This is a genomic window from Peptoanaerobacter stomatis, from assembly GCF_000238115.1.
GTDB classification, from domain to species: Bacteria; Bacillota; Clostridia; order Peptostreptococcales; family Filifactoraceae; genus Peptoanaerobacter; species Peptoanaerobacter stomatis.
This window is the reverse complement of record NZ_JH414553.1, coordinates 41,695-56,006: the sequence shown is the minus strand read 5'-3', so window position 1 is coordinate 56,006 and position 14,312 is coordinate 41,695. Positions and strand designations below refer to the sequence as shown.

General features: G+C 32.3%; 18 protein-coding genes. 1 reads left to right on the top strand and 17 read right to left on the bottom strand.

The window, feature by feature from the left end; translation table 11 throughout:
• Positions 1-15: 15 nt before the first annotated feature.
• From HMPREF9629_RS06570 to HMPREF9629_RS12205, 14 genes are all read right to left on the bottom strand, one after another.
• Entirely contained in the window at positions 16-369 is a 354-nt protein-coding gene (locus HMPREF9629_RS06570) for a hypothetical protein (protein ID WP_009525594.1), read from the bottom strand.
• Positions 370-375: 6 nt separating this feature from the next.
• On the bottom strand, positions 376-861 hold the full coding sequence (locus HMPREF9629_RS06565) for a PcfB family protein (RefSeq protein ID WP_009525593.1): 486 nt from the start codon (positions 859-861) through the stop codon (positions 376-378).
• 4 nt (positions 862-865) lie between these two features.
• Positions 866-1,720: an ATP-binding protein gene (locus HMPREF9629_RS06560; RefSeq protein ID WP_009525592.1), complete on the bottom strand. Its 855-nt coding sequence runs from the start codon at positions 1,718-1,720 to the stop codon at positions 866-868.
• 89 nt (positions 1,721-1,809) lie between these two features.
• Positions 1,810-2,829, bottom strand: coding sequence for a replication initiator protein A (locus HMPREF9629_RS06555; RefSeq protein WP_009525591.1), 1,020 nt, complete (start codon positions 2,827-2,829; stop codon positions 1,810-1,812).
• Positions 2,830-2,927: 98 nt separating this feature from the next.
• A complete protein-coding gene (locus HMPREF9629_RS06550) occupies positions 2,928-3,815 on the bottom strand; it encodes a BRO-N domain-containing protein (RefSeq protein WP_009525590.1) in 888 nt (295 codons plus the stop codon).
• Between the two features lie 99 nt (positions 3,816-3,914).
• On the bottom strand, positions 3,915-4,520 hold the full coding sequence (locus HMPREF9629_RS06545; RefSeq protein ID WP_330367846.1) for a hypothetical protein: 606 nt from the start codon (positions 4,518-4,520) through the stop codon (positions 3,915-3,917).
• A gap of 74 nt (positions 4,521-4,594) precedes the next feature.
• Positions 4,595-4,882 (bottom strand): ParB N-terminal domain-containing protein, encoded by a 288-nt coding sequence (locus HMPREF9629_RS12210; protein ID WP_009525588.1) that lies wholly within the window; start codon positions 4,880-4,882, stop codon positions 4,595-4,597.
• The gene (locus tag HMPREF9629_RS06540) at positions 4,875-5,651 is read right to left on the bottom strand and encodes a ParA family protein (RefSeq protein WP_009525587.1); all 777 of its coding nucleotides are present in this window, start codon (positions 5,649-5,651) and stop codon (positions 4,875-4,877) included. Before HMPREF9629_RS06540 ends, HMPREF9629_RS12210 begins: the two co-directional genes overlap by 8 nt.
• 145 nt (positions 5,652-5,796) lie before the next feature.
• Positions 5,797-6,396 (bottom strand): VapE domain-containing protein, encoded by a 600-nt coding sequence (locus HMPREF9629_RS06535; RefSeq protein WP_009525586.1) that lies wholly within the window; start codon positions 6,394-6,396, stop codon positions 5,797-5,799.
• On the bottom strand, positions 6,389-7,312 hold the full coding sequence (locus HMPREF9629_RS06530; RefSeq protein ID WP_009525585.1) for a DNA primase: 924 nt from the start codon (positions 7,310-7,312) through the stop codon (positions 6,389-6,391). The genes HMPREF9629_RS06535 and HMPREF9629_RS06530 overlap by 8 nt, the downstream gene beginning before the upstream one ends.
• 15 nt (positions 7,313-7,327) lie before the next feature.
• The gene (locus HMPREF9629_RS12455; RefSeq protein ID WP_278224220.1) at positions 7,328-7,450 is read right to left on the bottom strand and encodes a hypothetical protein; all 123 of its coding nucleotides are present in this window, start codon (positions 7,448-7,450) and stop codon (positions 7,328-7,330) included.
• On the bottom strand, positions 7,419-7,784 hold the full coding sequence (locus HMPREF9629_RS06525; RefSeq protein ID WP_242822022.1) for a plasmid mobilization protein: 366 nt from the start codon (positions 7,782-7,784) through the stop codon (positions 7,419-7,421). Before HMPREF9629_RS06525 ends, HMPREF9629_RS12455 begins: the two co-directional genes overlap by 32 nt.
• A complete protein-coding gene (locus tag HMPREF9629_RS06520; RefSeq protein WP_009525583.1) occupies positions 7,774-8,898 on the bottom strand; it encodes a site-specific integrase in 1,125 nt (374 codons plus the stop codon). The genes HMPREF9629_RS06525 and HMPREF9629_RS06520 overlap by 11 nt, the downstream gene beginning before the upstream one ends.
• 2 nt (positions 8,899-8,900) lie before the next feature.
• Complete coding sequence (locus tag HMPREF9629_RS12205) at positions 8,901-9,215, bottom strand: hypothetical protein (RefSeq protein WP_242822021.1); 315 nt, start codon at positions 9,213-9,215, stop codon at positions 8,901-8,903.
• A gap of 166 nt (positions 9,216-9,381) precedes the next feature.
• Here HMPREF9629_RS12205 and HMPREF9629_RS06510 point away from each other — a divergent pair, with 166 nt between their 5' ends.
• On the top strand, positions 9,382-9,822 hold the full coding sequence (locus tag HMPREF9629_RS06510; protein ID WP_009525581.1) for a helix-turn-helix domain-containing protein: 441 nt from the start codon (positions 9,382-9,384) through the stop codon (positions 9,820-9,822).
• Positions 9,823-9,995: 173 nt separating this feature from the next.
• Here the strand turns inward: HMPREF9629_RS06510 and guaA are convergent, their stop codons facing one another.
• From guaA to HMPREF9629_RS06495, 3 genes are all read right to left on the bottom strand, one after another.
• On the bottom strand, positions 9,996-11,525 hold the full coding sequence (gene guaA / locus HMPREF9629_RS06505) for a glutamine-hydrolyzing GMP synthase (protein WP_009525580.1): 1,530 nt from the start codon (positions 11,523-11,525) through the stop codon (positions 9,996-9,998).
• A gap of 414 nt (positions 11,526-11,939) precedes the next feature.
• A complete protein-coding gene (locus tag HMPREF9629_RS06500; protein WP_009525579.1) occupies positions 11,940-13,061 on the bottom strand; it encodes an amidohydrolase family protein in 1,122 nt (373 codons plus the stop codon).
• Positions 13,062-13,107: 46 nt separating this feature from the next.
• Positions 13,108-14,136, bottom strand: a complete 1,029-nt coding sequence (locus HMPREF9629_RS06495) for an elongator complex protein 3 (RefSeq protein ID WP_009525578.1) — start codon at positions 14,134-14,136, stop codon at positions 13,108-13,110.
• Positions 14,137-14,312: the final 176 nt, after the last annotated feature.

The window sequence follows — 14,312 nt, the reverse complement described above, 5'->3', positions numbered from 1 at the left end:
CCTTTACAGTTAATATTATGCAACCCATCTTGCCGAGCCGTATTCTACTCCTTGGCGAAATTTCTTTGCATTTTTCTTTTTTTGATAAACAATAAGCCAAATAACTGCTGAAAAACAAATACCTGCAAATAAGTCATCTATATGAAATGATGGCAGATAAGACAGTGTTCCTATATCAGATAAAGCTACTATCATCTTATCTACATAATCACCACCTACATAACTGTTTATATGCCTTGAAAATATATTCGCCAGATAAAAGAAAAAGAGATAAGGTAAGTTTTTAATTACAAACTTTTTCTTATCTCTTATGTGAAATATATTTTTTATATCCTTTAGTATTTCTTTTACAATCTTCGTCTTTACCACTCCTTCCTACAAACTCTGTTCCTTATGCTTTTCTTTGATTTTATCTCTTTGGGGCGTGTTTTTCACTTTCTCTTTAAAGTGATTTAGCTTGTCTATTACAGATTCTCTTTTCTTATTCTTTCCTGCAAATTTTGCTACTGCTTCTTTAAATGCCTGTTCCATTACCTTTTCATCTTTTGCCTGAAAAAAGATAATATTGTTTCCTGTTGTCAAATCTTTTTTAATACTGAATTTCACGCCACTTTTATTTAGTTCTCTTTTTAAATTCTTTAAGTCCACATCATTTAACTCTAAGGTTTCAACTTTTCCCTTTTTTACTAAATCTTTTACCGTAGTTGGCTTTTGCTTGCCGATAAAGTCTTTTAAGCTGTTTTTTTCTTTTTCTGCCTTATTAAGTATCATTTTCATAAGTTTCACAACTTCTCTTACCGTTAGATGAAGTGCTTTTTTCTTTACTGCAATTACTTGCCTTGTAACTTCTTCATTGATCAATATATCACCTGCTTTCCATGAGTATTGTGTTTACCTTTCGTGCTTTTTCTTTCATCTTTGATATTCTTCTGTTTTCTCCTGTAAAAAGAATGGGTGTTGCCATTTCCAGTATCCTTGAATAAATTCTCTGTTCTTTAAGATTATTCGGATTTGTGAGCTGTTTTGCACTAAGATTCGTAGTCAAAATTATCGGTTTATTTGCTCTGTATCTGCTGTCAATGATATTAAAGATATGCTCTGTGGCAAAAGGGGTATCTCTTTCCATTCCGAAATCATCAATGATAAGAAGTCTATGTTTATTAAGCTTTTCAATATACTTATTTTTGTTGATGTCCAAATTCATCATATCGTTTAGAATGGTGGCAAAGTTGGTCATTTTAACGGAGATTTCTTTTTCAATTAGGGCATTTGCTATTGCCGATGCCAAATAGGTTTTTCCGGTTCCCACAGGTCCTGTAAGGAGTAAGCCTATATTTTCCTTTTCCATTTCTTCAAATTTTTTCACATAGTTTTCTCCGATTTTTCTATGCTCTAAGCTGCCATCTTCCGCTTCAAAGGTTTGATTTTGCAACAGCTTATCTTCAAATGCCTGTTTTCTTAAATCCGACAGGATACTTTGATGCTCCAGTTCTTTCCAATGCTGTCTTTCCTTCTCCAATTCTTTTTCTCTGCAAATACAGTTTTTAGGTATTTTCCTTAAACCTCCACCTATATTACTGATTTGCTGTTTGGGACTATGACATACTCCACAATAAACAAGTCCGTCATTCTCATTGACATAATCTCCGTTCTTTTCGTTTAAAATATCTTTTTGCAAACGTTCAAATACTCTCCCAAAGATATTCTCCGCATTATCCATATGATTCCTCCATAATCTCTACAATAATCTTTATAATTTCATTTGATTTCCCCAATTCTTAAACTTACTTTCCTTATCATTTACACCTGCTATGTGGTGTTGAAAAGCTCCTGCCATATTTCCATATCTTTGCTGTAATCAGTACCCTCTAACTTTGTATCTTCTGTCATTCCTAAAATATTGACCGGTGCATTATACAAAAGGGATAACAAATAGGCTCTTAGGTTTGTAATTGTCCTCTTATTTTCATCAAGAACAAATAGGACATAATTAATATGTTCTTTTTGTAGTGATAAAAACTGCTCTTTTACCGTTTCATAAGCAATCATTCTTCGGTTGATTCTTATATCCGTCTTGTTTTGAATTGCTTCTGCCATAAGGTTTAGGATAAGATCAATCTTTTCTTTATTTTTTGATTGTTCTTTCACAAGAAAAGAGTAATCTATATTCTCTTTTAGTATTTCTATAACCTCTTCTACCTCCGTATCCTGTTTCTGACTAAGTGAATTATCTTTTATGATTTTTTCTTTTGAGGGGGATATGGGGGAGGTATTATTATACTCAGTATCACTATATTCAGTTTTATTAAGATTAGTCTTATTACATTGTGATTTACACAATTCTTGTTTTGTGAAATTCACATTTCCTGAATTGTGATTTTCATCATTCTTGAGTTGTGATTTACATAATTCCTGATTTGTGATTTCTTCGATTTCTTCTTTTGATGAACTTTCTTTCTCCGACTCTTGTATGATAAAGTTTTTTACATATAAAATATTTGGCTTTCCAAGTCCGAGTCTCTTTTTTTCTACAAGTCCTATGCCTTTTTTATCATCTAATTCCTGAAGTATCTTTGTTGCTTTCTGTGTGGCACAGCACATGATTTCTGCGATTTCTTCAATGGTAAAGATAATATATACCTTGTTTTCTTCATCAAGCCAGCCGTTTTTCATAGATAAATTCATTCGATCCAGTAAAATCCCGTAAAGCACTTTGGCATCACTGCTAAGTTTACTAAATGTGGAATCTGTAAATAACAGTTTGGGAATACGAAAAAAAGAGAACTGCTCTGCTTCTTTTCCATAATAGTAGTTAAATTTTATGCTCATACTCTCTACCTCCTCCTATGTTTTAAGCATCAAAAAAGAGATAGCTGTTTTTCTTTGCTATCTCTTCACAAATGAATGCTCTAATATTTTATTTTTATCTATGTTTCATTATCTGTATCGTCTTTTTTATCTTGTTTTTTATTGAAAGGTTCTTTGACCACATCTTCAATCAGTCTTGATAGGTCAACTGCATTTTTTGAGGTAATGACCGGTTTGCCTGTTTTTTGTTCTATTTCTTTTCTTGCATTTCCTGCAACACTTCCTCCTTCTTTAGCAACTTTCTTGTTTTCTTCCAAGCCTTTCGGATTGGTCGTCTTAGTCAGTTCTGTTGTTGTAGCTTCTGCAAGCATATTCAAAACAATTTCAAGAGTAGTCATATTATCCCTTAGATTTTCTTTTTTCAAACCCTTCAGATTTTTATATCCTCTTGTTGTCATTCCTGACCATGCTTTGGTGATTTCATCAGTAAGAATTGCGTATTCTACACCTTTTTGTATTCCATGATCGTCCCAAGCATCGGTCAGTTCTTTTCTTACCTGAATGGCTTGAAGTCTTTGATTTATCCACTCACGTGTATACCCTTTCTTTAGGTAGGTTTCTAAGGCTCTGTCAATCGTAAGTTCAGGATCAATGATTTCATCGATTCGTTCTTTTCCTACTTCTGCAAGCCATAACTTAAAAGATTCTGCTTTAGGAGATGGTATGGACTGGATAATACGGAATATCCCTTGCATATCAGCTACATCAGTTAAACGCATTTTCCCATCCGTTGCTTTCATTTTCAACTGCTTACAAATTGTAAGCAGTTCATTTCCTTCTTCTTTTAATCTCTTTTTTAGTACAGCCCAATAAGTACTGGCGCCTCTTGCATTTTCTTGTCCTGTCAATACTCCAACTACATCAACTACTGAAAAATACCATTCTTCTTTTTCTTCATCCCAAACGGAGCGTATTTCTTTATTTTCATATAGTTTTATTTCATCCATTACATCTACCTCTTTTATATATTATCCTGTTAAATAAGCTCTTTTTTTACCTTTTTAGCACCTTATATTATACCTTAAATTTATAATTTTGTCTTTCTGCTAATGGAGATACTCTCTAAAGTAAATTTCCAGTGCTTTTTCTATAATTCCCTCTACTTCTTCCTTACTTTCTTCATATCGGAAAAATTTTTGATAAATACTCTGAGATAGCTTGATATTCTGATACTCTTTTACCTTCGGTTTTTTCAAGTTCAGCAAATATGTTGCAACCATTTCTTGATTCATCTCTTCTTGTCTGTTCATCAGATGAAGTGTTTTGGCATCGCTTGGTTTTAAGGACAGTTCCAATTCTTTACACTGTTGATACAGATATTCCTGTATCTCTTTTGTAAGATAGGATAGCTCCACTGCCATCGTCAAACCTATTTTATCTTCATCAACTTCTTGTTTCCAAGACTTAGATAATTCATTTAATCTAAGATACCTTGCAATGGATGCCCCCGAAAGATGATATTCTTTTCCGAGTGCTTTTCTGCTGTTTGTTTTATCTTCTGTTTTGCTTTCCTTTTCTATAATCCCCTGTTCTAAATTGTTTATCTCTTTTTGTAAATCATTTCTCTTTCCCTGACTTGCTATTTTTTCATATCTAATTTTAAGAACAAGGGCTTTTTCTGTCGGCAGTAAGTCGGAGAAAGAACGCTGCATCAAGTTGGTTTCTATCACATAGGTATAGGCTTGTTCTTCAGAGAGATTTTCTTTTACTATACAAGGAACAGTTTTTAGGTTCGCAAGTCTGGCTGCACCTGCTCTATTGTGTCCGGAAAGTATTTCATAAGCTCCATCTTCTTTTTGAGTATGATGATTGGATTAAGTATTCCATTTTCTTTAACACTTTCTACCATATCACTAAGTCTCTTTCCTGTGTATAGGGTAAACGGATGATCGTGATAATTTTCAAGCAGATTGAGTTCTATATTCTGTATATCTCCCTGTTCTAAAACACTTGTATCTTCAAGCAGAAAATCTACGGCATCAGTGATTTCTCTTTTTAGAAGTTTTTTACTCATAGCAGATCTCCTTTGCCAGATTGTCATAGGCAATATCTACACTGCTGCCTTTTGCATATTTTTTTATGCTTTGACCGCTGTATATGGCTTCCCCCACTTTGACTGTTTTCGGAATTTTCGTCTGAAAGACCTTAATTTTCTTTTGGAACATTTCTTCTACCTGCTCTGTCAGTGTTTTGGAGAGATTGGTTCTGTTCTCACACATGGTTAGCAAAATTCCTTGTACTTTCAGCTTAGGATTCACTCTCTTTTTTATTTTTTGAATTGTCTTTAAAAGTTCATTAATTCCAACGACTGCAAACAACTGTGTATCTGCTGCTATAAGGACACTGTCTGAGGCACAAAGGGCATTTATCGTTAAAATGTTAAGTGATGGAGATGTATCTATAAGGATATAGTCATAATGCTCTTTTGCCTGATTAACAATTTCCGATAATATCCGTTCACTTCCTGTTTCTATCCTCATTTGTGTTTCAACGGCGGATAAGTAAACACTTGAAGGGATAATATCTATCTCATCATAAGATTTGGTATAGTCCTCTACCAAGTAGCTTTCTTCTTCCTCCATTTCTGTTATTAACAAATGCCCTATGGTTTTTATATTTTCTGTATTTTCCACATCAAAACATCTTGTAAGATTGGCTTGTGGATCAAGGTCAATGACTAATACTTTTTTACCCAGTTCTTTTAGTGAATAGGCAAGGTTTAGAGTTGTAGTTGTTTTTCCAACTCCGCCTTTTCGATTGGCGATTGTTATAACGTCTGCCATAAAGTCCCTCCTTCTTCTCTATACAGAGATTTCATTTTATGCTATACTTTTAGATAATTTTAGATATAAAAAAAGATGATAGTCTTAATCCATCATCAAGTTTAAAAGTTTTGTGGAAGCCTTTAACCATTGATTTTACTTGGATTTATTGTACTATCATCATTATAGCATTATCCCCTACACCTTGAATTCCCGTAAGAACCATCAGCTCATCAAACTTGCATCCAGGATTAAAAACTCTTTTTACCATACCAACTAGCATATGCTCCATAATCCAGGCATTTAATTTTGTATCTTCTGCTCCAAGATATTTGGGAAGCAATTTAGATATATAACCCTCACCATCATACGCAAGCGATTTCATATACATAGCAGGAAGATTTATCGCCCTTTTATGAGCAATAAAAGTTATGGCATCATCCATTCTATTTTTAGAATACTTAATCCCAAATTCTCTTTCGATTTCCACCCCTAAAAGATTAGTTAAGTGATCGTTCCATTTTCTTATCTCATTTTCTTTCTGCTTTTCACCTTTCAAAGTTCCAAAAAACCTGACTGTCATGCTGCAAGTATCAAAGAAAATTGTTCCGTCTATCATCTGTTCTTCTTTGCAAAATAGTGGATTTACTAACACCGTGATGATATTGGTTGTGTTACTCTTTATTTGTCCCTTATCTGTGTATTCTAAATCTCTATTAAGATAATCCGACAGTTCATCGTCATTAAATTTCAACCAATCAGTCACGACTATCACCTACACTTTTTCTGTGATAGTTATAATCCCAATATCTTTGTTTCCCATACTGAATTGCTTTTTTAATACTATCCTCCAAATATCTGATATAAGCCGCTTCATTTTTTCTTTTACTCTTATCATCAATACGATTTAAGGCAGATTTTAGAAATATATCTTTCATCAACACCTCATTGCCATGTGTATAGCTATTTAATAATAGTAGTAATAGGAAATCATCTTTACTGGCATCACCACTTGAGATAGTTCCCTCAAACAATCCTTTAGCTTTTGTATTATGCTTGCACATCGTTTCTATGATTTTAGGTGCATCAGGCAGTAAATCATTATCTGATTGATATGCTTTTATTTGCTCTCTAATGCTCTTTTTAGGTGCAAAACATTCATAGTATTTATCAATTTCCTTTTGCTTATCTATGATGTTATTTAGCGTTCTATCAACACTGTTCCCAGTCATGGCAATACATCTGTTATTTTGATACATTTCCACTTTCTCAATTTGATTATTAAAATTATAAGCAATTTTCCCTTCTGCAAAAATATGAAGCCCTTTGCCGGATTGAGAAGTTTCAATGTAGGTATCATGAAAATCTCTGCAAAACATTTTTCTCATATCACGAGATACATTATCCAAGTCGATACAAAGAAATGGATCATCCTTGCTTAGTACAAAAGACAATCCATCACAACCACTACTCTCTATATTATTAACTGCTGTTTCAAAGTCTGCCCAGTTTTCTTTATTATTCCAATCACTTGATTTCAGGGTAATTGGACTTACAGGAATCTTAAGAGTTTTTTCTCTTCCTTTCAAATCCATTTTCCTAATCTTCTTAAACCATAACCACTGTTTATATTCTCTTAATTCCATTGGAATATTTTGTTTATACTTTTCTGTTTTTATCATTTTGTCCTCCAATCTTTATGTTGCTGACGGAAGTACAACCTGATAAAATAATCTTGTCAGGGATGAAATACCAAGTTGTACTTTCATCTTGCCTTTGGTCTTTTGGCTAAAGGCTTTTTTCTTGTTTAATTTCTTCATAAATCTCTAAAATATATAGCAAAAGATTTTGCTCTTCTTCATTTAATTTCCCGAACTTTTTAATCACTTTTGCTAATTGAAATATCTCTTTTGATATAGCATCTAATACTCTGTAGTCAGCTATAATTTTGATTTGATGTTCTCCAAGTAGCTGTATGAAATACTCTTGTTTTGATAGCCCACTTATTTCAATTTGCTTATTTATCAGATCATATTCTTCCTCTGAAACTCTGAAATTCAAAATACGATTACGCTTTCTGTTTTTCTCGTTCTTTTTCTTGTTATCTTTAATCTGCTTTGTTCTTCTTTGCAATGACTCCGGTCTAAACATCATCTTCATCCTCTTTCAATAAATCTTCCCAATCATTTTGAAAATTTGCCCTAACCTGTGTTAGTGAAACTGCCATTTCTTTTTGTTTACTTGGAAACAGATGTGCATATCTATAAGTTATATCAATTGATTCATGCCCTACTCTATCTGCAATAGCTGTAGCAGAAAATCCAAGTTCAATTAGAAGGGATACATGAGAATGTCTTAAATCATGCACTCTTATTCTTTTTATATTGGCTTTCTTGGAGCCTCTATCCATTTCATGGTGTAGAAAGCTCTTAGAAAAAGTAAATATTAAGTCTTTCGGCTTTAATTTATAAAAACCATCCAGATAAATTTTAATTTCCTCTGCCAAGAAATCCGGCATGACAACTTTTCTAATGCTCTTTTTTGTTTTAGGTGGAGTTATAAGATTCTTTCCATCAATTCTTTGTAGCGATTCATCAATTTTTATAGTGCCGGTCTTAAAGTTGAATTTTTCTTTAGTCAGTGCAAGAAGTTCTCCCATTCTAAGTCCACACCAATACAGAATTTCAAAAGCATAAAACGACTGTGGCTTGTCCTTAACCGCTTCAATAAATGCTTCATATTCTTCCTGTGTCCAGAACGACATTTCATCAGCTTCTTTTTCTCCCATAGTACCAACATCTCTTGCAACATTAGTTTTCAAGTTGTAGTATCTGCAAGCATGATTTAGGATACTGCTAAGTTGAGCATGTATTGTTCGAAGATAAGTCGGTGAATATGTTTGACCTCTATCATCTTTAATTTTCATCAATTCATTCTGCCACTGTATAATCGCTACATTGCTAATTTCATTCATTAACAAATCTCCCAAATATGGCATGATTTTAGTCATAACAATTGCTTCTTTCGTTCGCCATGTGTTCTCTCTAATGCGTGGCTTTTTATCTCTTTTATACAGTTCAAAGAATTCCCTAAATGTCATTTCAACCGTTCCAGCTTGTTGTGACAGAAACTCTTTTTCCCAATTCAAGGCTTCCTTCTTTGTTGAAAAGCCTCTTTTTTTCTTATATAGCTTTTCCCCTTTCCAATTCACATAGCTGAACTTGCAGTACCAAGTGCCGTTTTTATTTTCATCTCTATATGCACCCACTTTTACACCTCTTTTCTAACTTCATTTCCATAACAATACTTTTCCATGAAATACTGTCGATTCACTTTACCTCTTTGTACTCTATAGCCGAGCTTTGTAAGTTCTTGATTCATTTCGTTTATCAACTGATATGCAGTCGTTCTGCTGACTTCTAAAAAATCTTGAACTTCATTTGCTGTCATGAATACCTTTTGCATTTTTAGCCCTCCTTTCAATTCATAGTTTTTGCAAGGTTCTGCATCCATGTCTTGAGATAGGACGAGCGTCGATTTAAATATCTTGCGTTCTAACAGTTCGTATTTGAACTGTATGTCCATATTATAATAGTTCGTTTTCGTTCTGTCAAGCTTTATTATAAAATATTTTCTTCTATGATTGCTGATATTAAAGCGTTATTTAAAATATCAAACAGAACGCTTATGTTGTGTTTTGTGATTATTTATGATAAAATATAAAAGAAATTTTTAAGAGAGGAGTCCTAAAATGATTTCCGGTAAGAAATTAAAACAAATTCGTTTGTTTAGGAAACTAACACAGAAAGAACTTGCCATCATGTCCGGACTGACTGATGCTGCAATTCGTAATTATGAATTAGGAAATAGATCGCCAAACAAGGAACAATTAAGAAAAATAGCAGATGCACTTAACTGTGATATTTCAGCTTTAATCGACCATGAGCCGAATTCTATTTTTGAAATCATGCATATCATCTTTGACTACGAAAAGGAAATGAAATTCCGTCCCCTTGCAGGAAATGGCGAGCCTACTGCTCTTTTATCCCACAATCCTCATTTTGATGATTTTCTATTAGAATGGGACGAAATGAGAAAGAAACACTATAACGGAGAAATCTCCGATGAAGAATTTGAAGATTGGAAGTTGTCTTTTCCAAAGAAATCTCGCTTCCTGAAAAAGCATAAATAAACACAAAAAGACCGTAACAATTAAGCTACGGTCTAATTTTTTATTCATTTGTAAAGCCACTTTGAACTATTATCGGATTTATTCTTTTTGAAATTTTTACCCAATTTTGTCCCAGCCGCTCATTCTAACAGGCTGTAAACCTTGATTTTAAGCCATTTTTGAGAAAATCTACTCTATTCCCACTCGATTGTTGCTGGGGGTTTACTTGTTACATCATACACTACCCTATTTATTCCTTTTACTTCATTTACTATCCTTGATGATATTTTTTGCAATGCATCATATGGTATCGGGTAAAATTCAGCTGTCATTCCATCTGTTGATGTTACTGCTCTTAGACCAAGTGCATAGCTATATGTTCTTTCATCTCCCATTACTCCAACCGTTTTTATATCAGGAAGTATGGCAAATGCCTGCCAGATTTTTTTAGTAAGTCCGAAATTATCCAATTCTTCTCTATATATATGATCTGCTAATCTTAATATATCGCATTTTTCTTTTGTTGCTTCTCCTAATACTCTTATACCAAGTCCTGGACCAGGGAAAGGATGTCTAAATATCATTTTTTCCGGAATACCTAATTCCAAACCTACTCTTCTTACTTCGTCTTTAAATAATTCTCTTAGTGGCTCTATTAAAGTAAGTTTCATATCTTCTGGAAGCCCGCCGACATTATGGTGTGATTTTATTACACTTGCATCTTTTGTTCCACTTTCTATAACATCAGGATATATTGTGCCTTGTACTAAATAATCTATATTTCCTAATTTTCTTGCCTCTTCTTCAAATATTCTTATAAACTCTTCACCTATTATTTTTCTCTTTCTTTCAGGATCAGTTACTCCTTTTAATGCATCATAAAATTTTTGACTTGCATCTATTTTTATAAGATTTATATCAAATGTTTCTCTAAATACTTTTTCCACTTGTTCAGCTTCTTTATATCTAAGTAAGCCATGGTCTACAAATATGCAAGTAAGATTTGAACCTATCGCTTTGTTTACGAGTACTGCTGCAACTGATGAGTCAACTCCGCCACTTAACGCACATATTACTTTTTTATCTCCTACTAATTTTTTTATCTGTTCTACTTTATCATCTATGAATGATGTTGATGTAAAACTTGGAGATAGATGACATACTTCATATAAAAAGTTCTTTATTATTGTAAATCCGTCTACAGTATGCTCTACTTCCGGATGAAATTGCAGACAATAAACTTGCATATCATGGTTTTCCATAGAGGCTATTTTACAATTTTTTGTACTTGCTGATATGGAAAATCCTTTAGGCAAATCAACTATATGGTCTGTATGTGACATCCAACATATATTTGACTTGCTTATATTTTTAAACAGACTACTGTTTGCATAGTCTATCGTAGTTTTTCCATATTCTCTGTTTTCCGCTTTTTCTACTTTTCCACCTGTTTTTTTGGCTACCAATTGTGCTCCATAGCATATTGCAAGAATAGGTATGCCTAATTTGAATATTTCGTCGCTTATATCAGGACTGCCTTCTTCATTAACGCTTGCCGGTCCACCTGTGAATATTATTCCCTTAGGCTGAATAACTTTTATTCTGTCAAGAGCTTTATCATAAGGAACTATTTCACAATATACATTAGCTTCTCTCACTCTTCTTGCTATAAGTTGGTTGTATTGTCCACCAAAATCTACTATAATGGCTGTTTCGTTTTTCATGTATTCCTCCATTTTTATACTAATTTTTTATTTAAAACAAATAATACTAATATTAAATATACATACAACAAAAATGCTTAACAAATATGTATTTGATTATGGGTACTTTTTGCTGCAATAGTATTAACAATCTACTTAATCAAACACATTTAAAAGCATTTTTTATATTTTAATGTTATATGTTATTTTAAATAGGTTTTAGTATAATATGAAAACCTATTTTAAAAATTACGCAATAAAAATATTATAGCTGTTTGTAATCGCTTATTATTGTTTAAGTTGAATGTTATAAATCATATTTGATTTGGCGAAAATATCTTTTTTAGATATTACCCTATCTTTAATCAGCTTTAAAAAGACAGTAAATGTCCTAATTAACACAAGATAATATTGAAAAAATATAATTTATTAACATCAAATATTTATCTTAAACACTTCTTTTCCTGATTTTATCATATTAACTACAATCGGCTCTTCATCAAAAATTTTAAAAGCAATTATATCTGCAATATTGCCTTCTTTTATTTCGCCTCTGTCTTCTATTCCAAGTGCATCTGCAGGATTTTTTGTAGCAGTTTTCACTGCATCTTTCAGTCCTATTTTGTCTGCTATTTTATTTAGACATATCAGCAATTCACTCGGTTCTCTATCTGAGGAAATTATGACCTTTCCATCTGATAAGTACTCATCTGTACATTTTTCCAAGGCTTTTGATGTATTTATCAGCTTGAAATATATATCTCTTGATATGTTTTCTTTACAATTTTCGCTTGTAAGTGTTATTATGTCTGTAGTATCTTTAAACTCTTTATATATTTTATCTGCAGATTTGTACTCTGATGTGCACACTTTTACTCCTCTAAAATGGGCGTATTTGATTAGATATGCAAGCTCGTCTATATTCGATTCTCCTCTTAATTCTCTTATTCTTTCAATCACTTTGTCTGCTTTTTCTTCTGTTAGGTTCAACTCGTCTTGCAAAAAACTTTGCATGTACAAGTCTTTATAAAGGTTGTTATTCTTATAATTGGTCAACAAATCATAAGATACAAAATCAAGCAAATTTTCATCCAACATAAGTTTCACATCGTCCATAGTTTTCACAGAGTGTATTTGGAATTTTAAATGCGTCTTGTTGTCAATCAATGAAACAGGAGAATTATTGTAATCTTTTATAAATTGCATTATCTCCATAGTTTTCCCTTTTTCGTGCTCACTTTTTATGTTTTTCTCTGTGAGATTTATGCCGTGGTATAATGTGCTTACTCCTCCTGCTGCATAAGAATATTCTATAACTCTAAGTTTATTTGTAAATCTTGGTGTATCCATATCATATAAATCATTTTTATTCATATTATTGCTATTTATATTGATAATTCCTGCCATAATATTTGTTCCACTAAGATCTGTCAAATATTTTTCTTCTTCCTTTGTGATAGATTTATCTATTGATTGTATATAATTGTCCTGTATTTTTATATATCCCGAAAAAACTTTATCGGGCAATACTATCTTGTCTGAATAAATGACTAACATTGTTCCTCCAATCAATATTAATAATTTTATATGTGCAGATAAAAATTTATTGTAATACAGATTTATCTGAAAATCTTCTCCCCATTATGTCTATGATATCATCCTGAGAGGTTTCTATTTTTATGCTTATTCCATATTTGTCTTTAAAATAGTTATAGTTTTTCTTTTTGTTTCCAAGTATTTTGGAAATATATTTTTTATGTGATTTTATAACTACTGTCTTTTGAGCAAAATTTTCTTCTAACAATATCTGCTCAATTTTATCTCTATAAATCTTGTTTAAAACCAATTCTCCAAATGCACTGTGAAATGGACCTGCAACTACGTCTTTGTCAAAATTTATATTATCTGTAGCTTGTAATCCTATGCGTATTACATTTATGCCTGAATTTTCAAATTTTTTGTACATATATGCTGACAAATCTATCGCTTCATCAAGCTCCATTGCCTTATATATCCCCTGTCTGTACATATGTTCAAGCTGTGTGTCTTTTATGACCAGTACAGGATATATCCTTGCAATATCAGGTTTTATTGATATTACTTTTTCTATTGTATTATACAATTTTTCTTTTGTGTCATTTGGAAGACCTATCATTATCTGCAATCCCAAAGAAATATTTGCATGTTTTATAAGCTGAGATGCTTTAAACACCTGCTCGCTGTTATGTCCTCGATTGCTAAAAAAAAGAACTTCATCGTCTAAAGATTGTACTCCAAGTTCTACTGTGTCTACTTTATATTTTAATAATCTGTCTATAATTTTTTCGTCTATTGAATCCGGTCTTGTTGACAATTTTATTTTTATGTCTCTGTTTAACTTTTTCCTTAGGTTATTAGCAAGCGATAAGCATATTTCTTGCACTTCGCCTTCTATCGCTGTGAAACTCCCTCCGAAAAAAGCTATTTCTGCTGTATCTTTTTCATCAATAGTTGATATATCTCTAATTATATCTTTTTCTATAGCAACATAGTCAAGATTGGTTGTCTTGCCCGATATTTTGACTTGATTACAAAAAACACAATCATTTGGACAACCATAGTGAGGTATAAATACAGATGCTGTTTTTTTCAATCAAATCATTCCTTTTTTAATCATAAAAATTTATATAGCTTCGTCATAATTAATCTGTTGTCATCTTTAATAAAAATTGAAGGTTATACTGGATAAATTATAAAAACTAACTTAATGCTAAATAAATATTTAAAACTGTTCATATTAAATAACTATATAGGTTAAAGCATAATGTC